Origin of the sequence: Polaribacter sp. Z022, from assembly GCF_023555495.1 — a bacterium.
Classification (GTDB): Bacteria; Bacteroidota; Bacteroidia; order Flavobacteriales; family Flavobacteriaceae; genus Polaribacter.
The window spans coordinates 339866-363009 of sequence record NZ_JALCZO010000004.1 but is presented as its reverse complement, the minus strand read 5'-3'; the positions used below and the strand labels follow the sequence as shown (position 1 = coordinate 363009).

21 protein-coding genes and 1 other RNA gene are annotated in these 23144 nt (G+C 28.4%); 15 read left to right on the top strand and 7 right to left on the bottom strand.

Going from position 1 to position 23144, the window contains the following annotated elements:
* Positions 1–110 precede the first annotated feature (110 nt).
* The 3 genes from MPF13_RS11240 to MPF13_RS11230 all read left to right on the top strand — a co-directional run bounded on the left by MPF13_RS11240 (position 111) and on the right by MPF13_RS11230 (position 3149).
* Positions 111–926, top strand: a complete 816-nt coding sequence (locus MPF13_RS11240; RefSeq protein ID WP_249982615.1) for a 2,3,4,5-tetrahydropyridine-2,6-dicarboxylate N-succinyltransferase — start codon at positions 111–113, stop codon at positions 924–926.
* A gap of 12 nt (positions 927–938) precedes the next feature.
* On the top strand, positions 939–1685 hold the full coding sequence (locus MPF13_RS11235; protein ID WP_249982614.1) for a glycosyltransferase family 2 protein: 747 nt from the start codon (positions 939–941) through the stop codon (positions 1683–1685).
* Positions 1686–1829: 144 nt separating this feature from the next.
* Complete coding sequence (locus tag MPF13_RS11230) at positions 1830–3149, top strand: FG-GAP repeat domain-containing protein (RefSeq protein ID WP_249982613.1); 1320 nt, start codon at positions 1830–1832, stop codon at positions 3147–3149.
* Positions 3150–3171: 22 nt separating this feature from the next.
* Here the strand turns inward: MPF13_RS11230 and MPF13_RS11225 are convergent, their stop codons facing one another.
* Positions 3172–3942: a glycosyltransferase family 25 protein gene (locus MPF13_RS11225; RefSeq protein WP_249982612.1), complete on the bottom strand. Its 771-nt coding sequence runs from the start codon at positions 3940–3942 to the stop codon at positions 3172–3174.
* Positions 3939–4742, bottom strand: a complete 804-nt coding sequence (locus MPF13_RS11220; RefSeq protein WP_249982611.1) for an alpha-1,2-fucosyltransferase — start codon at positions 4740–4742, stop codon at positions 3939–3941. Before MPF13_RS11220 ends, MPF13_RS11225 begins: the two co-directional genes overlap by 4 nt.
* A gap of 125 nt (positions 4743–4867) precedes the next feature.
* Between MPF13_RS11220 and MPF13_RS11215 the strand changes: the two genes are divergently transcribed.
* Both MPF13_RS11215 and MPF13_RS11210 read left to right on the top strand, forming a co-directional pair.
* Positions 4868–6283 (top strand): CCA tRNA nucleotidyltransferase, encoded by a 1416-nt coding sequence (locus tag MPF13_RS11215; RefSeq protein ID WP_249982610.1) that lies wholly within the window; start codon positions 4868–4870, stop codon positions 6281–6283.
* 7 nt (positions 6284–6290) lie between these two features.
* Entirely contained in the window at positions 6291–7058 is a 768-nt protein-coding gene (locus MPF13_RS11210; RefSeq protein WP_249982609.1) for a DUF1647 domain-containing protein, read from the top strand.
* A 13-nt stretch (positions 7059–7071) separates the two neighbouring features.
* Here MPF13_RS11210 and MPF13_RS11205 read toward each other — a convergent pair whose 3' ends face one another.
* From MPF13_RS11205 to MPF13_RS11190, 4 genes are read right to left on the bottom strand one after another with little or no spacing between them, the layout of a single operon-like run.
* Positions 7072–8901: an ABC transporter ATP-binding protein gene (locus MPF13_RS11205; RefSeq protein ID WP_249982608.1), complete on the bottom strand. Its 1830-nt coding sequence runs from the start codon at positions 8899–8901 to the stop codon at positions 7072–7074.
* Positions 8901–10616 (bottom strand): phospho-sugar mutase, encoded by a 1716-nt coding sequence (locus MPF13_RS11200; protein WP_249982607.1) that lies wholly within the window; start codon positions 10614–10616, stop codon positions 8901–8903. The genes MPF13_RS11205 and MPF13_RS11200 overlap by 1 nt, the downstream gene beginning before the upstream one ends.
* A gap of 53 nt (positions 10617–10669) precedes the next feature.
* A complete protein-coding gene (locus MPF13_RS11195) occupies positions 10670–11626 on the bottom strand; it encodes a glycosyltransferase family 2 protein (protein ID WP_249982606.1) in 957 nt (318 codons plus the stop codon).
* Positions 11627–11673: 47 nt separating this feature from the next.
* Positions 11674–12195, bottom strand: a complete 522-nt coding sequence (locus tag MPF13_RS11190) for a DUF4199 domain-containing protein (protein WP_249982605.1) — start codon at positions 12193–12195, stop codon at positions 11674–11676.
* A gap of 177 nt (positions 12196–12372) precedes the next feature.
* Here MPF13_RS11190 and ffs point away from each other — a divergent pair.
* The 5 genes from ffs to MPF13_RS11165 all read left to right on the top strand — a co-directional run bounded on the left by ffs (position 12373) and on the right by MPF13_RS11165 (position 16564).
* Positions 12373–12471: signal recognition particle sRNA small type (gene ffs / locus MPF13_RS11185), an RNA gene on the top strand.
* Positions 12472–12652: 181 nt separating this feature from the next.
* Positions 12653–13456, top strand: a complete 804-nt coding sequence (locus tag MPF13_RS11180) for an SDR family oxidoreductase (RefSeq protein ID WP_249982604.1) — start codon at positions 12653–12655, stop codon at positions 13454–13456.
* Positions 13457–13656: 200 nt separating this feature from the next.
* The gene (gene fsa, locus MPF13_RS11175; RefSeq protein ID WP_249982603.1) at positions 13657–14310 is read left to right on the top strand and encodes a fructose-6-phosphate aldolase; all 654 of its coding nucleotides are present in this window, start codon (positions 13657–13659) and stop codon (positions 14308–14310) included.
* A 119-nt stretch (positions 14311–14429) separates the two neighbouring features.
* Positions 14430–16112, top strand: a complete 1683-nt coding sequence (gene menD / locus MPF13_RS11170) for a 2-succinyl-5-enolpyruvyl-6-hydroxy-3-cyclohexene-1-carboxylic-acid synthase (RefSeq protein ID WP_249982602.1) — start codon at positions 14430–14432, stop codon at positions 16110–16112.
* Positions 16112–16564, top strand: coding sequence for a S1 RNA-binding domain-containing protein (locus MPF13_RS11165; RefSeq protein WP_249982601.1), 453 nt, complete (start codon positions 16112–16114; stop codon positions 16562–16564). Before menD ends, MPF13_RS11165 begins: the two co-directional genes overlap by 1 nt.
* 70 nt (positions 16565–16634) lie before the next feature.
* Here the strand turns inward: MPF13_RS11165 and MPF13_RS11160 are convergent, their stop codons facing one another.
* A complete protein-coding gene (locus MPF13_RS11160) occupies positions 16635–17711 on the bottom strand; it encodes an alpha/beta hydrolase-fold protein (protein WP_249982600.1) in 1077 nt (358 codons plus the stop codon).
* 150 nt (positions 17712–17861) lie between these two features.
* On the opposite strand from MPF13_RS11160, the gene MPF13_RS11155 reads away from it, so the two are divergent.
* The 5 genes from MPF13_RS11155 (at position 17862) to MPF13_RS11135 (ending at position 23125) form a co-directional block, all read left to right on the top strand.
* Complete coding sequence (locus MPF13_RS11155) at positions 17862–18701, top strand: 1,4-dihydroxy-2-naphthoyl-CoA synthase (protein WP_249982599.1); 840 nt, start codon at positions 17862–17864, stop codon at positions 18699–18701.
* Between the two features lie 82 nt (positions 18702–18783).
* Positions 18784–19653 carry a formyltetrahydrofolate deformylase gene (gene purU, locus MPF13_RS11150; RefSeq protein ID WP_249982598.1) on the top strand — a complete coding sequence of 290 codons (870 nt, stop codon included), beginning with the start codon at positions 18784–18786 and terminating at the stop codon, positions 19651–19653.
* A 72-nt stretch (positions 19654–19725) separates the two neighbouring features.
* Positions 19726–20334 (top strand): fumarylacetoacetate hydrolase family protein, encoded by a 609-nt coding sequence (locus MPF13_RS11145; RefSeq protein ID WP_249982597.1) that lies wholly within the window; start codon positions 19726–19728, stop codon positions 20332–20334.
* A 394-nt stretch (positions 20335–20728) separates the two neighbouring features.
* Positions 20729–21883, top strand: a complete 1155-nt coding sequence (locus MPF13_RS11140; RefSeq protein ID WP_249982596.1) for a T9SS type A sorting domain-containing protein — start codon at positions 20729–20731, stop codon at positions 21881–21883.
* Positions 21884–23125 carry a competence/damage-inducible protein A gene (locus MPF13_RS11135; protein ID WP_249982595.1) on the top strand — a complete coding sequence of 414 codons (1242 nt, stop codon included), beginning with the start codon at positions 21884–21886 and terminating at the stop codon, positions 23123–23125.
* Positions 23126–23144: the final 19 nt, after the last annotated feature.

Here is a 23144-nt window from a genome sequence, read left to right as displayed (position 1 = left end):
TTAAAATGACGATTGTATTTTAAACAAGTACTAGTAATTTGTTTAAAAAACGTATATTAGCTTAAGTTTTTAATGATAGAATTATATTTGTATTAAAGTAAATATTTAAGATGAAAGAAATTAGAGAAATCATAGAGGCTGCTTGGGAAAACAGGGAGTTGCTAAAAGAAGAAGAGACTATTAGTGTAATTAGAAAAGTTGTAGATTTATTAGATATTGGAGAGCTAAGAGTGGCTGAACCAGTAGATGGTGGTTGGCAGGTTAATGAATGGGTTAAAAAAGCTGTAGTTTTATATTTCCCGATTCAAAAAATGGAAACTTTAGAATCTGGTATTTTTGAATATCATGATAAAATTCCATTAAAAAGATATTATGCAGAAAGAGGAATTAGAGTAGTACCTAATGCAGTTGCAAGACATGGGGCATATATTTCACCTGGTACTATATTAATGCCAAGTTATGTAAATATTGGAGCTCATGTTGATGAGGGTACAATGGTTGATACTTGGGCAACAGTTGGTTCTTGTGCGCAAATTGGTAAAAATGTACATTTATCTGGAGGAGTTGGTATTGGTGGTGTTTTAGAACCATTACAAGCTGCACCTGTAATTATTGAAGATGGAGCTTTTATAGGATCTAGATGTATAGTTGTAGAAGGTGTAAGAGTAGAAAAAGAGGCTGTTTTAGGTGCAAATGTTGTTTTAACAATGAGTACTAAAATTATAGATGTTACAGGAGATGAACCTGTAGAAATGAAAGGTGTTGTGCCAGCAAGATCTGTAGTTATACCTGGAAGTTATACAAAAAAGTTTGCAGCTGGAGAATATAATGTACCTTGTGCATTAATTATTGGAAAAAGAAAAGAAAGTACAAATAAAAAAACATCTTTAAACGACGCTTTACGTGAGTATGATGTAGCCGTTTAAGAAGTAAATGCTATGACAAAAATTACTGCGATTATACCTACTTTAAATGAAGAAGTTCATATTGCTGATGCTATAAAATCTGTAGGTTTTGCAGATGAAATTATTGTTATAGATTCTTACAGTACAGATAAAACTATAGAAATTGCTGAACAATTTAATGTAAAAATCATCAAACGAAAGTTTGATGATTTTTCAACACAGAAAAACTTTGCAATTGAGCAAGCTAATTATGATTGGATTTATATATTAGATGCAGATGAAAGGGTAACATCTGAAGTTGAAAAGGAAATTCTTAATGCTATAAATGAACCAAATGGGAATGTTGGTTTTTATGTTAGAAGAACTTTTTATTTTGCTGGAAAGAAGATAAATTATTCTGGTTGGCAAAGAGATAAAGTTGTTAGATTGTTTTTAAAAGAACATTGCAAATATAAAGGAGTAGTTCATGAAACAGTTGAAGCTAAAGGTAACTTAGGTTTTTTTAAAGGTAAAATTGATCATTATGGCTATAAAAATTACAATCATTTTATTTCCAAAATACATCAATATGGAGAATTAAAAGCAAAAGAATTGTATGTAAAGGGTAAAAGAGTAAGTGCCTATCATATATTAGTAAAACCTTCTTTTAGAGTTTTTTCTCACTTTGTTCTAAAAGGGGGGTTTTTGGATGGTTATACAGGATTAATTCTTTCAATAACACAAGGTTATGCAGTTTTAACTAGGTATGTTAAGTTGTGGATACTCAATAATGATAACTAATATATTTTTTGTATTTTTGGTTTAAAGAACTTTTATAAAAATTCCTTGCTATGGAACAATTATTTAACTTTATTTTTTTTTAAGCTTTTTTAAGGCTTAAAATTTATTATTTCATAATTATCTAAATATTTTTAATGTTTGGTAATGTTCTATGATCAGTTTATTGTTAAAGGTATAAATAAAGGCGTAAACCGAAAAGCCTTAAATAGAGTAGGTAATATTTTAAAATTTTATTATTGTTATGAAAAACAAGCAAACAAGCAAACAAGCAAACAAGCAAACAAGCTAGTTAAATTTCTTACTTTCTTATTAATTACGTTTTTGTTTTATAATTGTGAAAGTGAAGTTGTGGATGAAAATGAGTTTTTAGCACCAGGTAGTTTTGTAAATGAATTAACACAAAATGAAGATGATTTTGGAGGAGGAGGATCTGGAGGAAATGTAGGATATACCTCCACTACTGGTATTTGGACCACGGATTATGTATATAATAGTGGTTGGAGAGTTAATAAACATCCAAGAATTGTTGCCGATGTAAATGGAGATGGAAAGGGAGATATTGTAGCTTTCGATAATAACAATGTTAAAGTTTCTTTATCTAATGGTTCAAATTTTTTATCTGATCAGGTTTGGTATTCTGGTAATTATTGTGAAAATCATAATTATAGAACTTATTTGAATCCAAGAACTGTAGCTGATGTAAATGGAGATGGTAAAGAAGATCTTGTGATTTTTGGTGATGATAATGTTTTTGTTTCGCTATCTGATGGTACTAAATTCTTGCCAGGTCAAACTTGGTGTAATGGGTATGGTGTTGGGAGTTATTTAATTCAAAATTGGAGAGTAGATAAAAATCCAAGGGTAATGGCCGATGTAAATGGTGATAATAAAGCAGATATTATTGGATTTGGAAATAACGCAGTTTATGTCTCGTTATCAACTGGAAGTAGTTTTCAAAACGGAACAATATGGAATACCGGTTTTGTTCAAAATCAAAATTGGAAAGTAGATAAACACCCAAGAACTGTTGCAGATGTAAATGGAGATGGAAAAGCAGATATTGTAGCTTTTGGTTCAAATGATGTATGGGTTTCTTTGTCTAATGGAAGTAGTTTTAATCAAGACCAGATATGGAAGTCTTCAGAATATGTTGAAAATCAAAACTGGAAGGTTTATAAAAACCCAAGGATGTTATCTGATGTTAATGGAGATGGTAAGGCTGATATAGTAGCTTATGGGGATTATGATGTTTGGGTTGCTTTATCAAATGGTAATGGATTTGGAAATGGTCAGGTCTGGTATAATGGTTATGGCTATGGAGGAGGTTTTTTCGGAGCTATAACAGCAAGAAAATGGGAAGTTAATAAAAACCCAAGGTTAGCAGAAGATGTGGATGGTGATGGTAAGGGAGATATTATTGGTTTTGGAGATAATGATGTTTGGGTTACAACATCTAAGTTTTAAATTTAATAATATTTAATATTTTTTAATCGTCCAATGGCTTAGTCTTGGACGATTTTCTATAGAAGAAATAATTTCTAACACATCTTTTTAATTTATAAGTAAATAAAGAAAGTATCTGCCAAAAAGGACGAATAATTTCTCTGATTGCTTTTTTCCAAAGAATCATATTATTCTGCTGTATTGTACTACCACCCATTTTTTTATCTATACTAACTACATATTGTTTATTAGTAGAATATAATTTTACTCTATGCTTGTAAACATCTTGTTTCATTACATCAATAGGGGCATAATAATTACTTAAATTATCTGATAATTTTTTGGCAGCATTTTTACCAATAATTTGCCCTATCATTAATACAGGAGGCATTAAATAGGTGGTAATCAATGTATTTTTTTCTAAAGGATAAAATCCTTTTTTACCAGAAATATCTAAGAAATCATCAGTAGTAATTTGATTTAAAAGAGCTTCTAAGTCTTTAAAAAAATCGTCATGAATTTGCGCATCATCTTCTAAAACAATCGAAAAATCTTCTGGTTGTTTTGATAAAAAATTCCATAATTTAAAATGCGTTAAACAAATACCAATTTCGCCATCATTAGGATAAGGAAAATGTGCTAAAATATTGTGTTTGCTTTTTTCTTTTTTAAGTAAATTTTTGTCTAATTCTTTACCATAAATTGCAGGAATTCTTGTTATGGGAATATTCAATTTTTTAAATTGATTTTCCATAAAATTCTTACGTTTAATACTTTTGTCTAAGTTTATGTAGTATACTTTATAAGACTTCATATTTTTATCCAGTTTTCGCAAGCAATTTCATTTTCTTTATTCACAAACCACTGTTTAGGTGCAATTACGGTCTTTGTTTTGTTTTTGTTTAACCAAGCACCCCACCAAGAAAAACTACTGTTAGCAGTAATATTATTGCTGCAGATACTCATTAAATACATATCTTCATGAGGTATAGATTTAACATCTACAAAAATAGCATTCTCAATTGGTAAGTTTTCTTTTGTCCATAATATATCATCAGAAAACACAAAAAAAGAAGTGTTAATGTATTCACTTTTTATAATTTCTATGGCTTTTTTATAGTAATCTAAATTACAAGTTCCATGAACGCTATTTGCTTTTTTATCTGAAATATAATCGCCTCTTCTAATATGTAATGAACAACTATTTTTAGATGTTAAAATTAGATTGGCTATTTTATTTGTTTGTTCTGATAAAGGTTGATTTATTTTAAACTCTTTTAATAAAGTTTCTCTAATTTCTTTAAAATATTTTTCTGTTTGAAAATACCCTTTTAAATATTCGTTTCCTTTTAAAGATTTTAGCTCTTTTTCAAATAACAAACTTTTTTCTTTTTTAGACTTTTTTAAACCTATCTTTCCTAAAAAAGTTGAAAATGAATCTGCTAAATTTAAATCAATTTTATACTTATCTAATTGATAACCACCATGCAGCTTGTATTTTTTAAATTTTGAAATATCTAACGTAACATTATGTCCTTTTAAAGACAATGCTCTTGCATAAGCATATTGAAACATTTGATTTCCTAATCCACCAACTATTCTTACAATTATCATTCTTAGTATTAATTTGAGAAAAAAATTTACTCAAAAACAAAAGTACGAATGTTATCACAATATTCTTTTATCAATTTGATGTTTAAAAGACAAGAAAACTTTAAATTTGCCTCACTTTTAAAAATATGAAATATACAGAAGCAATTTCTTTAGAAATATTTAGTGTAATATCTAAAGCCTCAAAACAATTACAAATAGAAAGTTATGTAATTGGTGGTTTTGTGCGCGATTATTTCTTAAAAAGAGGAACTGCCAAAGATATAGATGTAGTTGCAGTTGGTAGTGGAATTGATTTAGCATTAAAAGTTTCAAAATTATTGCCTAACAAACCAAAAGTTCAGGTTTTTAAAACTTATGGAACTGCAATGTTACGTTATAATGATATAGAAATTGAATTTGTTGGTGCTAGAAAAGAATCTTATTCTGAAGATAGTAGAAATCCTGATGTTACAGAAGGAACTTTACAAGATGATCAAAACAGAAGAGATTTAACTATAAATGCTTTAGCATTAAGTTTAAATGAAACTAATTTTGGCGAATTATTAGATCCGTTTAACGGAATAGAAGATTTGCAAAATAAAGTTATTAGAACACCATTAGATCCAGATATTACCTATTCTGATGATCCTTTAAGAATGATGCGTGCAATACGTTTTACTACGCAATTAAATTTTAATATTAACAACGAATCATTAGAGGCAATTACAAGAAACTCGTATCGATTAAAAATTATAACTAGAGAAAGAATTGTAGATGAATTGAACAAAATTTTAGCATCTCCTAAACCTTCTATTGGATTTTTATTGTTAGAAAAAACAAAATTATTGCCGCAAATTTTACCAGAATTGATAGCTTTAAAAGGAGTAGAAGAAGTAGAAGGGCAGAAGCATAAAGATAATTTTTACCATACTTTCGAGGTTGTAGATAATATTGCAAAACATACAGATGATGTTTGGTTAAGATGGGCTGCATTATTGCACGATATTGGAAAAGCACCTACAAAAAGATTTTCTAAAAAAGTAGGTTGGACATTTCATTCGCATGAATTTGTGGGTTCTAAAATGGTGTATAAAATCTTTAAGAGATTAAAAATGCCGTTAAATAACAAGATGAAATTTGTGCAAAAAATGGTGTTATTAAGTTCTAGACCTATTGTTTTAGCTTCGGATGTAAATGATTCTGCTGTAAGACGTTTGGTTTTTGATGCTGGTGATGATATTAATGCATTAATGACATTGTGCGAGGCAGATATTACCACTAAAAATCCGAGAAAATTTAAACGTTATCATCAAAATTTCGATTTAGTTAGAAAAAAAATAAAAGAAGTAGAAGAACGAGATCGTGTTCGTAATTTTCAGCCACCTGTTACTGGCGAAGAAATTATGCAAGCTTTTAATTTAAAACCTTGTAGAGAAATTGGTCAAATTAAAGAAGCGATTAAAGAAGCAATTTTAGATGGTAAAATACCTAATGAACACCAAGCTTCTTATGACTTTATGCTTGAAAAAGGGAAATCTTTAGGCTTAACAATTTCTCAATAAAAAGCTTATGAAATTATTTACAGAACTTAGAACAGTAGTTTTAGAGTTAAGATTGCTTTTTTTTAAAAGTAAACAAGAGTTGGTAATTGTTACAGGTTCTGATAGTTCACATTTTAAAAGCTTATACCAACTTTTAGTTAGTTTAAATCTGTATGAAAAAAATACCAAAGTTTTAATTTACGATTTGGGAATAACAGCTCAAGAAAGTGAAATTTTAAAAAATGATTTTTCTAATTTTGAGCTAAGAAAATTTGACTATTCTAAATACCCATCTTATTTTAATATTAAAATAAACGCAGGAGAATATGCTTGGAAACCTGTAATTATTAATGATGTTTTAAATGAATGTAAAACATCTGTTTGTTGGTTAGATGGAGGTAATAAAGTAACAAAACCACTAATTTTACTTAGAAAAGTGATAGAATTTTACGGATTTTATTCCCCTTTTTCTAAAGGGATAATTTCTGATTGGACTCACCCAAAATCATTAAAGTATTTAGACGTTTTAAATGATAAGAATTTATTGAAACAGAAGAATTTAAATGGTGCTTGTGTTGCTGTTGATTATAATAATATAAAAGCTAGACAGGTAATTAAAAATTGGAGCGATGCTGCAAAAACTAAAGATTGTATTGCTCCACAAGGAAGCAGCAGAGAGAATCACAGACAAGATCAAGCAATTTTATCTGTTTTAGTTTATAAACATCTATTTGATATTGGCAAAAAAATGACGTACAGAAAATTTGGTTTTAAAACACATCAAGATATAGATTAGTTAGATCTATATTTTAACCTAAACTTTGCATAGAAACTAACTTAAAGTATTCACCTTTTTTAGTTAATAAATCGTCGTGTTTTCCTTGCTCTACAATTTTCCCTTTTTTCATTACTACAATTATATCTGCTTTTTGAATGGTAGATAATCTGTGCGCAATTACTAAAGATGTTCTGTTTTGCATCATTTTTTCTAAAGCCACTTGTACCAATTGTTCAGATTCTGTGTCTAAGGCAGAAGTAGCTTCGTCTAAAATCATTATTGGTGGATTTTTTAAAACAGCTCTGGCAATAGATAAACGTTGTTTTTGTCCACCTGAAAGAGAGTTTCCACTATCACCAATATTTGTTTTAAGTTTTTCTGGTAAATCCTTAATAAATTCCATAGCATTTGCAATTTCTGCAGCCTCTATAACTTCGGTTTCTGATGCATTTTCTGAACCTAATTTGATATTATTTTCAACAGAATCGTTAAACAAAATAGATTCTTGCGTAACAATACCCATTAAACCTCTTAAAGATTTTTTAGTAACATCTTTTATGCTGATGCCATCTACTAAAATATCACCTTTATTAACATCGTAAAAACGGGTAATTAAATTGGCTAATGTAGATTTTCCACTTCCAGATTGTCCTACTAAAGCAACAGTTTCTCCCTTTTTAACGGTTAAAGAAAAATCATTTAAAACATAATCATCTTTATATTTAAAAGAGATGTTTTTAAACTCAATATTACTTTCAAAATTTTCTTTTACAATAGCATTAGGTTTGTCTTTTATACTGTTTTCAGTATTTAAAACTTGCATAATTCTTTCTGCAGAAGCTTCTCCTTTTTGAATATTATAATATGAAGTAGTAATTAATTTAATAGGATTTAGAACTGTATAAAATAAAACAATATATCCCATAAATTCATCTGGTTGTAAAGAACTTGTATTAGATAAGACTTCTTTACCTCCAAACCACAAAATAGCAATAATTGTAGCAGAACCTAAAAACTCACTCATTGGTGAGGCCAATGTTTGTCTATGAAAAACACTTGTCATTAAGTTTCTAAAAGTAGTGGTAGAATTGTTAAATTTAGTTTCAATTATTTTTTCAGAATTAAAGCCTTTTATTACTCTTAAACCAGTAAGTGTTTCTTCTATAAAAGATAAAAATGTACCCGTTTCTTTTTGAGCTTTAACAGAGTTTGCTTTTAATTTTTTACTTATAGATGATATTATAAAACCAGATACAGGCAGTAAAATAAAGACAAATAAAGTTAATTTAACACTCATAAAAAGCATAATTGCAATAGCAATAATTACTGTTAAAGGTTCTCTAACAATTGTTTCTATAGATGTTAAAATAGAGATTTCTACTTCTTGTACATCTGCTGTCATACGTGCAATAATGTCTCCTTTTCTTTTTTCGGTGAAATAAGAAATTGGTAATTCTACAATTTTATGATAAAGTTTGTCTCTTAAGTCTTTTACTACACCAGTTCTTAAAAATGTTATAACATAAGAAGCTAAGTATCTAAAAAAGTTTTTTAGAAAGAATAAAGATATTGCAAGTAAACAAATAAATAAAAGTGTATTTATTTGACCATCATTCTCAATTTTTTGAGAAATAAAATAATAAAAACTTTCTTTTAAAAAAGTTCCAACTTTTGTGATGCCCTCGTAATTTGGTTTGGCAACAACGTTTTTATCAGTGCCAAATAAAATACCTAAAACAGGAATAAAAGCTAAAACTGATAAGACATTAAAAAGAGCATAGAAAATATTAAATACTATATTTAGTATTGTAAATTTTCTATACTTCTTTTCATATTTTAAAATGTCTTTAAAATGATTCATTAACTCAGTTTCATTTCTTTAATGATTCTCTGAATTTTAGCATCTAATTCTTTTTCTACAGAAACAGCATTACTTTTATTATCTAAAGAAGCGTTAACACTAAAATAAAATTTAATTTTTGGTTCTGTACCACTTGGTCTTGCTGCAATTCTTGTACCTGAAGCAGTTTGATAAATTAATACATTAGATTTTGGTAAATCTATGTTGGTAACTTCGCCAGTTATTAAATTTTTTCTTGTTGAAGCTTCATAATCAGAAAGCGTTTCAATTTTTTCTCCATCAATTTCTGTTAAAGGATTGTTTCTCATATCACTTAACATTTGCTGTATTTCTGCAGCTCCATCCATTCCTTTTTTAACAATAGAAATTAAGTGTTCTTTATAGAAATTGTTTCTTAGGTATATGTTTAATAATTCTTCATAAAAAGAGCTACCATTTTGTTTAGCATATGCAGCAACTTCACAAGCTAATAAAGTAGCAGTAACTGCATCTTTATCTCTTACAAAATCTCCAATCATGTATCCAAAACTTTCTTCTCCACCACCTATAAAATCCATAGATTCGTGGTCTCTAATCATTTTAGCAATCCATTTAAAACCAGTTAAACCAACTTTAGTAGCTACACCATAGCTAGCAGCAGATTTATTAACTAATTCTGTAGAAACTATTGTTGAACCAACAAATTGGTTTCCATTTATTTTACCTTCTTCTTTCCATTTTTTTAACAAGAATTCAGTCATAACAACCATAGTTTGGTTACCATTCATTAATTTCATGTTACCATCTAAATCTCTAATTGCAACACCTAATCTATCACAATCTGGGTCAGTACCAATTACAATATCTGCTCCAATTTTATTTGCTAAATCAGTAGCCATTTTTAATGCTTCTGGTTCTTCTGGATTTGGAGATTTTACAGTAGGAAAGTCTCCATTTGGTTCTCTTTGTTCTTCTACAATATGAACATCAGAATATCCAGCTTTAGCTAATGCATCTGGTACAGAAACAATAGATGTTCCATGTAATGAAGTAAAAACTATTTTTAAATTATCTCTATTTATATCATTAGACAAACAACCATTTTTAACAGAACCATCAATAAAAGCATCATCAACATCTTTACCAATTACTTCTATTAATTCTTCTTTAGCATTAAAGTTTATTTCAGAAAAATCTAAATCATTTACTTTACTTATAATTCCGCTATCATGAGGAGGCACAATTTGTCCACCATCTGCCCAATATACTTTATAACCATTATATTCTGGTGGGTTATGAGAAGCTGTTAATACAATTCCTGCATCACAATTTAAATGACGAACCGCAAAAGATAGTTCTGGAGTTGCACGTAAATCTTCAAAAAGAAAAACTTTTATATTGTTAGCAGATAAAACATCAGCAACAACTTTAGCAAACTTTTTACTGTTGTGTCTACAATCAAAAGCAATAACAACGCTTAATTGCTCTTTTTTTACGTTTTCTATTAAATAATTAGATAAACCTTGAGTTGCTCTACCTAATGTGTATTTATTAATTCTGTTAGTACCTGCACCCATTACACCTCTCATTCCTCCAGTACCAAACTCCATATTTTTATAGAATCTGTCTGTTAAGGCATCAGGGTTGCCATTTATTAATTCTTGAATTTCTGTTTGAGTTTCAGTGTCAAAAGTTGGTGTTAACCAAAGTTTTGCTTTGTCTAAAATGTCTTTCATGGGATTTTTTTTTATATAAAGTTAAACTTAATATTATATATACAAATATACGTTTAGAAATTTAGTTTTTCCCTTATTGAGTAGTGTTTTTCATCACTTTTAGATTTTATAATTAGTTCTCCTATAAAACCAGACAAAAATAATAAAGTTCCTAATATCATAGAGGTTAATGCTATGTAAAACCAAGGGTTATCTGTAACAAGTATTGTTTTTATTCCTTTGTATACATTGTAAAGTTTATAAGCACCAATATAAAATGCAGAAGTAGTTCCAAATATAAACATTAGTGTTCCCCAAAGGCCAAAAAAATGCATTGGTCTTTTTCCAAATTTAGTAAGAAATGAAATAGTTATTAAATCTAAAAAACCATTTATAAACCTATCTATACCAAATTTAGTTTCACCATACTTTCTTGCTTGGTGTTGTACTACTTTTTCTCCTATTTTATGAAAGCCTTCATTTTTAGCTAAAACAGGAATGTATCTGTGCATTTCGCCACTAACTTTAACAGTTTTAATAACTTCATTTTTATAAGCTTTTAACCCACAATTAAAGTCGTGAAGTTTTAAACCAGAAGTTTTTCTTGCAGCAGCATTAAATAGTTTTGATGGAATATTTTTGGTTACAATATTGTCATAACGTTTCTTTTTCCAACCAGAAATTAAATCAAAACCTTCATCTACAATTAAACTATATAAATCAGGAATTTCTTCTGGATTGTCTTGTAAATCAGCATCCATAGTTATAACAACTCTTCCTTGGGCTAATTCAAAACCAGCATCTAAAGCTTGTGATTTTCCGTAGTTTTTTTGAAAACGAATTCCTTTTACTTCAGAATTGTGTTCAGATAATTCTTCTATTACTTTCCAAGAATTATCTGTACTTCCATCATCTATAAAAATAACTTCATATAAATAACGATTGGATTGCATAACTTTTGCAATCCAATCGTATAATTCTTGTAAAGATTCATCTTCGTTAAGAAGTGGTATTACTACCGAAATATCCATATTTACTTGTTGTAATGTAATAAGTTTATGTCTTATAAACTATTTATTTAGTATTGCTCTTCTTCAGATTTTTTCATAATTGCTGCTACAATTGCTGAAATTACAAAACCTAAAAACGCAGACATAGCTAATATCATTGCTGATAAAATTCCTGGACTTTGAAATTTAGCAGCCATTTCTGTTGCTCCTTCAATTTGTTCTTCAGACATTCCTGCATCTAACCAAGCTTGTTGTTGTACTTCCATAGCTTGTTGTTGAAAAGTAGGGTCTATAAAGTTCATGAAAATTAAAGTGTAAACAATAGCAATAATTGCACTAATCATTGTTATTCCCATTCCGATTTTAACTCCTTGTCCCCAAGAAATAAAACCTCCATTACCTTCTTTATATTTTTTTATTCCTAGTATTATAAGAGCAGTCATTGCAATAAAACCACCAAGACTTTGTACCCATTGTAATTCTATTAAACTCCCAGAAGCAAAAAGGACTAAGTGTATTATTGTGCTAATTACACCTAGATATAGTCCATAATTTAAAATAATACTTTTACTGCTTGCTTGATTTTCCATTTTTTCTAAATTTAGTTAGTTATACAAATATATTGATTTCATTTTTGATAGTTTTTACTTTTTATAAAAGATTGTAAACTATTAGAACAAATCATTAGTATACAGGTTGTTGAAAATGTTACATAAAAATAATACTTTTTTTGTTTTTTTAAATAAAAATAGATTGTAAATTTGCAGCGGCAAGTCCTACACAACTAGCTCCCTTTGAATCCCCCAGGGTGGGAACACAGCAAGGGTATTAGGTTGTAGCAGTGTGATGTAGGTAGCTTGCCTTTTTTTATGCACTAAAGTTTCGTTTTTTAGTGACTTTAATTAATTACTTCAATTTTAGATTTCTTCATTTCCTTTTTAGATATTTGTAAATCAATTGAAAATTAAAGAATTATAAGATTGATTAAGAATTTGTTTCTTTTTTTCAATCATTTACTATTTTAATCATTAAATCTTTTAATAAAAAATGTCTAAAGTTGTATTAATTACTGGTGCTTCTTCTGGAATTGGAAAATCTGTTGCTACTTTTTTATCTGAAAAAGGTTATAAAGTATATGGAACAAGTAGAAACCCAAAAAACATAGAAAACTTTTCTTTTGAATTGATTGCACTTGATGTATTAAAAGTAGAAACAATTAATGCTGCTGTTAAATTAATAATTGAAAAAGAAGGAAAGCTAGATGTTTTAGTAAACAATGCAGGTATGGGAATTACTGGCCCAATAGAAGATACACCAACTGATGAAATGAGAGTGGTTTTTAATACCAATCTGTTTGGAGCTATTGATGTTATGAAGGCTGTTTTACCACAAATGCGTAAGCAAAAATCGGGTACAATTATTAATGTTACTTCTATAGCTGGTTATATGGGATTGCCTTATAGAGGATTGTATTCTGCCACAAAAGGAGCTTTAGAATTGGTTACAGAGGCAGTAAGTATGGAGGTAAAGAATTTTGGAATTAACGTTGTTAATGTAGCTCCTGGAGATTTTGCAACCAATATTGCTGCAGGTAGATATCATACGCCTGTTTTTGAAAACTCTGCATATAAAAAGAATTATCAAATGAACTTAGATTTAATGGATGCTCATGTAGATGGAGGTATGGATCCTTTAGAAATGGCAAAAGGAGTTTATAAGGTAATTAATTCTAAAAAACCTAAAATTCATTATAAAGTAGGTGGTTTTATGGAGAAGTTTTCTATAGTTTTAAAAAGAATTTTACCAGACAGAGCTTACGAGAGATTATTAATGAATCATTATAAATTATAAAATTTAGAATATTTTTTATTGTTTATAAATGATTATAAATAATGTACATAAAATTCTAATTGAGTAACTATCTTTGCATTAGGGATTGAAGCGTTTGTTTGAGCTCTTTTGTGAAGAATGAATAAAAAGCGAGTGCGTAAAGCCCGACCTTTAGGGAATGCCCAAAATTAATAGAAACAATTACAACTAAATAAGTACAAATGAAATTTTTTATTGACACTGCCAATTTAGAGCAAATTAAAGAAGCGCAAGCTTTAGGAATTTTAGACGGAGTTACAACAAACCCATCTTTAATGGCTAAAGAAGGAATTACTGGAGAAGAAAACATTATTAATCACTATAAAGAAATCTGTGAGTTAGTAGATGGAGATGTTTCTGCAGAAGTAATTTCTACAGATTTTGAAGGAATGGTAAGAGAAGGTGAAGCTTTGGCTGCTTTAAATCCGCAAATTGTAGTAAAATTACCTATGATTAAAGATGGTGTAAAAGCATGTAAATATTTTTCTTCTAAAGGAATTAAAACGAACGTAACATTAGTGTTTTCTGTAGGACAAGCTTTATTAGCTGCTAAAGCAGGTGCAACTTATGTATCTCCTTTTTTAGGTCGTTTAGATGATATATCTACAGATGGATTAAATTTAATTTCTGAAATTAGATTAGTTTTTGATAACTATAAATTTGAAACAGAAATTTTAGCAGCATCTGTAAGAAATACAATGCATATTGTTAATTGTGCAAAATTAGGTTCTGATGTAATGACAGGTCCTTTAAGTGCAATAGAAGGATTATTAAAACACCCTTTAACGGATAGTGGTTTGGCTAAATTTTTAGCAGATTACCAAAAAGGGAACTAACCAACACAGGTGGTTTTTGTTTTAAAAAGTCAGAAAGTGAAAAATATTTTACTTTCTGACTTTTTTATGCTTTAAAACTTAAGGTCTTTGTAACTTTGCAGCTTTGTAACTTAAAAAAAATGTTTCCAAAAAAAGAACTTGCACAAATAGTAATTGCAGCATGTCATCAATTTAATATTGATACAGTTGTAATATCTCCTGGTTCACGAAATGCGCCATTAACGGTTGGTTTTTCTAATCATCCAGAAATTGAAGCATTGAGTGTTGTAGATGAACGATGTGCCGCTTTTTTTGCTCTAGGAATTGCTCAACAAAAACAAAAACCAGTTGCAATAGTTTGTACATCTGGTTCTGCTTTGTTAAATTATTATCCTGCAATTGCAGAGGCTTTTTATAGCAAAATACCATTAGTTGTAATTTCTGCAGACAGACCAAAACATTTAATTGATATTGGAGATGGACAAACAATTCGTCAAGAAAACGTGTTTGAAAATCATATTTTATTTTCTGCAAATCTAGTTGAGGAATCAGAATTTAAAACTAAAAATTTAGAACTTGTTACAGAAGCATTACATGTTTCTAGTTCGCAAAAAGGACCAGTTCATATAAATGTTCCTTTTGATGAACCTTTGTATGAAACTGTAGATAATTTAGATACTGATATTACCAACAAAGTAAAGCAATCTGTTGATAAAGTTATTTCATCATTTTCACTTATAAAAGACGACACAGATTATAAAAAACTAGCTTCTATTTGGAATTCATCTGTAAAGAAGATGATTTTAGTTGGAGTTAATTATCCTGATAAAGATTTATTACAATTAATAAATGTTTTTGCTGAAGACGATTCTGTATTAATTTTTACAGAAACAACTTCTAATTTGCATCATAAAAAAGTTGTAAACTCTATAGATCAGTTAATTTTTTCATTAGATGATAAGCAGTTTAAAGATTTAAAACCAGATGTGTTAATTACTTTTGGAGGAATGATTGTTTCTAAGAAAATAAAACAATTTTTAAGAAAGTATCAACCCAAACATCATTGGAATATTGATGAGCAAAAAGCTACAAATACTTTCTTTTGTTTGTCTGAATTTATACAATTAAAACCAGTAAACTTCTTTTCAGAATTTAGTAAATCAATCGTTAAAAAAGATAGTAATTATCAACAAAAATGGTTGCAATTAAGAGATGAAAAAAGAGAAAAACATCAACAATATTTATCAGAAGTTGCACACTCAGATTTTAAAACATTTGAACAAGTTTTAGAAAGTATTCCTAACAATAGTCAGTTGCAAATTAGTAATAGTGCTGTTATAAGATATGCTCAATTATTTACTATTAATGCTACTAAAACAGTATTTTGTAATAGAGGTACAAGTGGAATTGATGGTAGTACAAGTACAGCAATTGGAGCTGCGTTTGCATCTAAAAATCAAACCGTTTTTATTACAGGAGATTTAAGTTTCTTCTATGATTCTAATGCACTTTGGAATAAAAACATTCCTGCTAATTTTAGAATTATATTGATAAATAATTCTGGAGGAGGAATTTTTAAAATCATTCCAGGACCTAAGTCTACAAATGCAACAAAATATTTTGAAACTCCACACAGTTTAACAGCAGAACATTTGTGTAAAATGTATGGCTTTAAATATTTAAAAGCGTATACTACAGAAACAGTAAAAAAACAATTAGAAGGTTTTTATGAAGCTTCAGAAAAACCAAAAATTTTAGAAATTTTCACACCAAGTGATGATAATGATTTAATATTAACATCATATTTTAAATATATACAATAATGGATTCACAAGAAGAGTATAAAGAAGGAGATATCAATTTACAAGAAGGAGAAAAAGTACAATTGATAATTGAAACTGAAACACGTTTAGGATATACTGTTTTAATTAATGATGAATATGATGGTTTGCTTTTTAGAAGTGAAGTTTTTCAGGATTTAGAAGAAGACATGGAAGTTGTTGGTTATGTAAAACAAATTCGTGAAGATGGCAAAATAGATGTTTCTCTTAGACCACAAGGGTTTAGAAATGTTATTGATGGAGATGTTGAAAAAGTACTAGAGAAACTTAAAAATAGTAGAGAAGGTTTTTTATTGTTAACAGATAAAAGTTCACCAGATTCTATTCGTTTTCATATGAAAATGAGTAAAAAAGCCTTTAAAAAAGCAGTTGGTAATTTATACAGACAAAAACTGATTACTATTGAACCTGATAGAATTGTATTAGTTAAATAAAGAAGTATTCAGCTTTCAGTAGCTGTTTCCAGTCAAACTGTTAACTGTTACTGAAAACAGCTAACTCTTTTTACATTCCTCCTAAGCGTAAAACATTTTCATAAAAAGCGTCAGAATTTGGGTCAGAAGGATCCATTTTACCATATCCAATTTTATATTGTTTTAAAGCTTTTTTATACATTTTTCCACTTTCATAATATCTACCAATATAATAATCACCTAAAGGAGAGGAAGGAAAAAGTTTTAGAATCATTTTACCAAATTCTCGTAATTGATCTCCATTTTCTTTTTCAATAATAATACTTTCTACAGCATAAATATCTTTTTCTCTAATACCTAAATTAGTACCAAAAAGAAACTCAATTTCTAAGTACTTATTTTCTAAATATGCAATTGCGTCTATAGGAGATAAGTCTTTAATATTCTTTTCATATTCTTCTTTTGAAATGGCAGAATAGATTTCAAAAACTTTGGTGATTGCTCTAGGTATTGCTTCACTCATAGCAGAAATACTGCTAGAAGTATTAATTGTGTCATTTACAATGTTAAAGTTCTTTAGTTTAAGAGAAGATAAACCTGTTTGTAGTTCTCCAATTTTAGTTTGCTTTTTTGTTGAAAAAGAAGAAGAATTGTTAGAATAAAAATAAAATGTGTTGTCTTCTTTTAAAAACTTAGATAGGTTATAATCTTGAAATTGCTGACCAATAAAATCTGAAAAAGTTGGATTAATACAAATATATGTATTGATAAAAGGAACATTTTCTTTTAAATAATGACTTATTAAATTGGCAGATGTACCTTCTCCAATTAAAGAAATAAAAGGTGAAGTTCTGTAGTTACTTTCCATATAAAAAATAACTTCATCTCTAACAAATTGATAAAAAGCGTTGTTGCTTGCAGTTAATTTTCCGTTGTTAACATTAAAGTAAGTATCTTTTTTTCTAGAATTTTTCATAGAGATACCAACAACTATTTGTTTAGGAGCTTTGTCTTTTGCTGCAAATAAAACAGAATTACCCACATAAGCATCAAACAAATATTCTGCATCAAAAACTAAAGCTAAAGGATAATTTTTTTTAGTGTCTTCTTCATAACCTTCAGGCAAATAAATTTTTAAACTTCTTGTAGTTTCTAAAATGTCTGACACCAAATTTTTCTCAATTAGTTTTTGTGAAAAACCACAAATGCAAAACAGCATAAATATTAGTGAGAACGATTTCTTTATCATAAATTTGAATCTTTTATTTTTGTAACCAATTATTTTGTTCTTCTAAAAGAACGTCCAAAATACAAAATTATGATACAACCCGAGTGGAAAACTGTTAAAGAATACGAAGATATAACGTATAAAAAATGTAATGGTGTTGCTAGAATAGCATTTAATAGACCAAATGTTAGAAACGCTTTTAGGCCAAAAACAACATCAGAATTGTATGATGCTTTTTATGATGCAGGAGAAGATACATCTATTGGTGTAGTGTTGCTTTCTGCTGAAGGACCAAGTACAAAAGACGGAGTGTATTCGTTTTGTTCTGGAGGAGATCAAAAAGCAAGAGGACATCAAGGTTATGTTGGTGATGATGGGTATCATCGATTAAATATTTTAGAAGTTCAACGTTTAATTCGCTTTATGCCAAAAGCAGTTATTTGCGTAGTTCCTGGATGGGCAGTTGGTGGTGGACATAGTTTACATGTTGTTTGCGATTTAACTTTAGCATCTAAAGAACATGCTATTTTTAAACAAACAGATGCAGATGTAACTTCGTTTGATGGAGGGTATGGTTCTGCATATTTAGCAAAAATGGTAGGTCAGAAAAAAGCTAGAGAAATTTTCTTTTTAGGAAGAAACTATTCTGCTCAAGAAGCTTATGAAATGGGAATGGTAAATGCTGTAATTCCTCATGATGAATTAGAAGATACTGCTTATGAATGGGCACAAGAAATATTAGCTAAAAGTCCTACTTCTATTAAAATGTTAAAATTTGCAATGAATTTAACTGATGATGGAATGGTTGGACAACAAGTTTTTGCAGGAGAAGCAACACGTTTAGCGTATATGACTGATGAAGCAAAAGAAGGAAGAGATGCTTTTTTAGAAAAGAGAAAGCCTAATTTTCCTAAAAAATGGATACCATAAATTTAATTATCAATTTGTCAGGTTTAGCGCAGTTAAAACCTACTTTATAAATTATAATCATTTAATTTTTGAATAAAAACAAATGAAATCACAAGTAGTAACTTTTTTAATAAAATGTCCAGATCAAAAAGGATTGGTAGCTAAAATAACCAGTTTTTTTTATGATAAAGGATTCAATATTTTAAGTTGTCAGCAATATGTAAATTCTATTGAAGATACTTATTTTATGAGAATTCGTTTAAATGCAGATGGAACAGATATTTCTAAAAAAGAATTAGAAAAAAGCTTTTTAAAATTAGCAGAACCTTTACAATTTAATTGGTCTGTTAATTATGGAGATAAAAAACAAAATGTAGCCATAATGGTTTCTCATACAAGTCATAATTTATACGATTTGTTAGAGCGTTATAAAGAAGGCAGGTTAGAGTGTAATGTAAAAATGATTATAAGTAATCATGATAAATTAAGACATATTGCAGATATGTTTGATGTGCCTTTTTATCATTTACCTGTTACTAAAGAAACTAAGCAAGAACAAGAAGCTCAAGTTAAACAATTACTAGATGTTAATGAAATTGATTTGGTAATTATGGCAAGGTATATGCAGATTTTATCATCAGATTTTATCAATCATTACCCAGAAAGAATTATCAATATTCATCATTCATTTTTACCTGCTTTTCAAGGAGCAAATCCTTATAAAAAAGCATATGAAAGAGGGGTAAAGTTAATTGGAGCTACAGCTCATTATGCAACAGAAGATTTAGATGAAGGTCCAATTATTGAGCAAGATGTAAAACCAGTTACTCATGAAAGTACACCAACTACATTAAAAAGAATTGGTGCAGATATTGAAAAGTTGGTGTTGGCAAGAGCTGTAAAAAACCATTTGAATAACCAGATTATAGTTTCTGGTAATAGAGCTATTGTTTTTCCAGAAGCAGGAGAATAATTCAGTTTTCTGTAATCACTTAACAATCTGTTATATTAAGTAATTGGTTTTTAATTTTTCAATTAAATAAAAATGAAAATAATCTGTATTGGGCGCAATTACGCAAAACATATAGAAGAGTTGGCTAATGAAAGACCAGAAAATCCTGTTGTTTTTTTAAAGCCAGATTCTGCTATTTTGCCTAGAAAAAATCCATTTTTTATTCCACCTTTTTCTGATGATGTACATTATGAGGTAGAGGTTTTAGTGAAGATTAATAAAGTAGGTAAACATATTGATGTAAAATTTGCTCATAAATATTATGATGAAATTGGTTTAGGAATCGATTTTACAGCAAGAGATGTGCAAGCTAAATGTAAAGAAAAAGGGCTGCCTTGGGAAAAAGCAAAAGCTTTTGATGGAAGTGCAGTTGTTGGTGAATTTTATCCAAAAGAAGAATTCGATTTAAAAAACTTACAGTTTCAATTATATAAGAATAATGAAGTAGTTCAAGATGGAAACACAAATGCTATGTTGTGGAAAACTGACGAATTGATTTCTTATGTTTCTAAATATTTCACACTTAAAAAAGGAGACATTATTTTTACAGGAACACCAGCAGGAGTTGGTAAAGTTGTAGAAAATGATACTTTAAAAGGAATTATTGAAGGAAAAGAAGCGTTTAATATTAGAGTGAAATAAATATAATGACTATTTTATTAATAGTAGGTTCAATTTTTATTGCTAAGTTTTTTTTTAGTTTAAAAAATCAAAAGAAAACTTTAGTTTTCTTAAATACTTTTTTAGGTGTTTTTGTTTTTTTGTTTGTCTATTTTTTGTCAACAATATTAATAACTTTTTTATCATCTACATTAATAGATAAATTTTACTTTTCAAATGAAATATTAATTAACTGCTTTTCAATTCCTTTATCTTTTCTAGTTTCAGGTATTCACTATAAAATTTTAGAAAACAAACTAAGAATCAAAACTAAAGAAATTGTTGAAATCGGAAATAAATAATTAACATTTCAGATTCTAAATAAAGAAGTTAAATATTCTATCTTGCAAAGCATTAAAAAATATATAGTTTAGATATGAAAAAAAACTACTCCCTAATATGCTTGTTTTTTATAGTAACTCACTTAACATTTTCACAGTCAGTTGTTAATATTCCAGATTCTAATTTTAAAAATTATTTGTTAGAGCATTCAAGTATCAATACCAATAATGATTCTGAAATTCAAATTTCTGAAGCACAAAGTTTTACTGGTAAAATTGATATTAAAGGTTCAGGGAAACTAGAGAGTCAAAAAGTAAAAGATTTAACAGGTTTAGAAGCATTTACTACTTTAACAGCCATAGATTGTTCTTTTAATGGATTAACTCAAATAGATGTATCAAAAAATATAGAATTAATAGATTTACATTGCCATAACAATGAACTATCAAGTATAGATGTTACTAAAAACATTAATTTAGAAGAGTTAGAGTGTTTTAATAATAAAATTACAAGTTTAGATGTTACTAAAAATGTAGAATTAGTAAAATTATGGTGTACTAATAACTTACTAACTAATATAGATGTTACTCAAAATACTAGATTAAGACTTTTTGAAATAGAAGAAAATCAATTTACAAGTTTAGATGTAACAAAGAATATTCAATTAACAACATTGGTAATTAGTAGAAACAATTTTACAAGTATAGATATTTCTAATAATACCCAATTATTAACTTTTTATGCAAGAGCAAACGATTTAAAGAGTATCGATATTTCTAAAAATTTTAAATTAGACGACATTGTACTTGTAGGTAATGATTTGTCATTCTTAGATATGTCTAAACACTCAAATACAACTCGTTTATTGGCTTATGCAAATGCAAATTTAACTTGTGTAAAAGTTGAAGATGAAAGTGTAACTCCACCAACTTGTAGTTCTACAAAAAGAAATGGTTGGTGTTTAGATGATAATGTAATTTATAGTGAAACTTGTTCAACAACTAATATAAATAATAACGAGTTTTCAAAAGGTATTACATTATTTCCAAATCCAGTAAATGATATTTTACAAATTTCTATCCAATCTAAAGAAAAGATAAAAATAATTGAAATTTATAATAGTCTTGGAAAAATGATATTAAAAACTAATAAAGATAATATCAATACCTCTAAACTATCTAAAGGTGTTTATTGGTTAAGAATTGAAAGTATATCTAATAAAATTGCAATACGTAGTATTTTAAAATAAATGAAAGCAGAAATCATAACTATAGGAGATGAAATTTTAATTGGTCAAATAGTAGACACCAATTCTCAATTTATTGGTCAACAATTAAATAAAATTGGAGTTTCTGTATATCAAATAACTTCTATTCAAGATGATAAACAACATATTTTAAATGCACTAAAAGAAGCACAAGAAAGAGTAGATATTGTTATAATAACAGGCGGTTTAGGACCTACAAAAGATGATATCACAAAAAAAACAATTGCAGAATATTTTAATGACAATAAGTTAATAGAATACCCAGAAGTTATAGAACATATAAAAGGACTTTTTAAAAAAATCAATCATCCATTTAAAGAAGTTCAACGTTATCAAGCACAATTACCATCCAAAGCAACTTATTTGCAAAATAATTTTGGTACAGCTCCAGGAATGTGGTTTTACGAAAACGAAACTGTCTTTGTGTCACTTCCAGGTGTACCTTATGAAATGAAAGGTTTAATAACTAATCAAGTTTTACCAAGAATTCAAAAACAATTTAAATTGCCATTTATCATCCATAAAACAATTATGACTTATGGACAAGGAGAAAGCACAATAGCAGAAAGAATTGAAGAATTTGAAGATAATTTACCATCACATATAAAGTTAGCCTATTTACCTTCATTTGGTAAAGTAAGACTACGTTTATCCGCCAAAGGCGATAATAAAGCAACATTAGAAAAAGAGTTAACAGAAAAAGTTGCAGAAGTGTATGCGTTAATACCAGAAATCATTACAGGTTTAGACGATGACAATTCTATAGAAAAAAGAGTAGGAGAGTTGCTTAAAGAAAACAATAAAACTATTGCCACTGCAGAAAGTTTAACAGGAGGTAAAATTGCAGCTAGTTTAGTTTCTGTTCCAGGTTCATCAGCATATTTTAAAGGAAGTATTGTAAGCTATTCTAAAGAAACAAAAATTAACCTATTAAATGTCTCTAAAGAAACTATAAAAAAACATTCTGTTGTAAGTAAAGAGGTAGCTTTAGAAATGGCAAAAGGAGCAAAAGAGCAATTAAAAACTAATTTTGCTATTGCAGTAACTGGTAATGCAGGACCAACTTTAGATGATACAGATAAAAGTGTAGGTGTAGTTTTTATTGCATTTGTGTCTGATAATAAAGAGATTGTACAAGAATTTAATTTTGGACAACCAAGAGAAAAAGTAATTAATAGAACTGTAAGTAAATCATTAGAAATTTTACAAAAAGAAATTCTTTAAAAATATGCAAAATAGTTTT

Bases quoted from the DNA above. Each gene is read 5' to 3' on its own strand.
- menD (WP_249982602.1), top strand. From the start codon at position 14,430: ATGTTTCCAAAAAAAGAACTTGCACAAATAGTAATTGCAGCATGTCAT.
- MPF13_RS11230 (WP_249982613.1), top strand. From the start codon at position 1,830: ATGTTCTATGATCAGTTTATTGTTAAAGGTATAAATAAAGGCGTAAAC.
- MPF13_RS11215 (WP_249982610.1), top strand. From the start codon at position 4,868: ATGAAATATACAGAAGCAATTTCTTTAGAAATATTTAGTGTAATATCT.
- MPF13_RS11240 (WP_249982615.1), top strand. From the start codon at position 111: ATGAAAGAAATTAGAGAAATCATAGAGGCTGCTTGGGAAAACAGGGAG.
- MPF13_RS11145 (WP_249982597.1), top strand. From the start codon at position 19,726: ATGAAAATAATCTGTATTGGGCGCAATTACGCAAAACATATAGAAGAG.
- MPF13_RS11135 (WP_249982595.1), top strand. From the start codon at position 21,884: ATGAAAGCAGAAATCATAACTATAGGAGATGAAATTTTAATTGGTCAA.
- MPF13_RS11155 (WP_249982599.1), top strand. From the start codon at position 17,862: ATGATACAACCCGAGTGGAAAACTGTTAAAGAATACGAAGATATAACG.
- MPF13_RS11190 (WP_249982605.1), bottom strand. From the start codon at position 12,195: ATGGAAAATCAAGCAAGCAGTAAAAGTATTATTTTAAATTATGGACTA.
- MPF13_RS11165 (WP_249982601.1), top strand. From the start codon at position 16,112: ATGGATTCACAAGAAGAGTATAAAGAAGGAGATATCAATTTACAAGAA.
- MPF13_RS11235 (WP_249982614.1), top strand. From the start codon at position 939: ATGACAAAAATTACTGCGATTATACCTACTTTAAATGAAGAAGTTCAT.
- purU (WP_249982598.1), top strand. From the start codon at position 18,784: ATGAAATCACAAGTAGTAACTTTTTTAATAAAATGTCCAGATCAAAAA.
- fsa (WP_249982603.1), top strand. From the start codon at position 13,657: ATGAAATTTTTTATTGACACTGCCAATTTAGAGCAAATTAAAGAAGCG.
- MPF13_RS11225 (WP_249982612.1), bottom strand. From the start codon at position 3,942: ATGAAGTCTTATAAAGTATACTACATAAACTTAGACAAAAGTATTAAA.
- MPF13_RS11210 (WP_249982609.1), top strand. From the start codon at position 6,291: ATGAAATTATTTACAGAACTTAGAACAGTAGTTTTAGAGTTAAGATTG.
- MPF13_RS11200 (WP_249982607.1), bottom strand. From the start codon at position 10,616: ATGAAAGACATTTTAGACAAAGCAAAACTTTGGTTAACACCAACTTTT.
- MPF13_RS11205 (WP_249982608.1), bottom strand. From the start codon at position 8,901: ATGAATCATTTTAAAGACATTTTAAAATATGAAAAGAAGTATAGAAAA.
- MPF13_RS11195 (WP_249982606.1), bottom strand. From the start codon at position 11,626: ATGGATATTTCGGTAGTAATACCACTTCTTAACGAAGATGAATCTTTA.
- MPF13_RS11220 (WP_249982611.1), bottom strand. From the start codon at position 4,742: ATGATAATTGTAAGAATAGTTGGTGGATTAGGAAATCAAATGTTTCAA.
- MPF13_RS11140 (WP_249982596.1), top strand. From the start codon at position 20,729: ATGAAAAAAAACTACTCCCTAATATGCTTGTTTTTTATAGTAACTCAC.
- MPF13_RS11180 (WP_249982604.1), top strand. From the start codon at position 12,653: ATGTCTAAAGTTGTATTAATTACTGGTGCTTCTTCTGGAATTGGAAAA.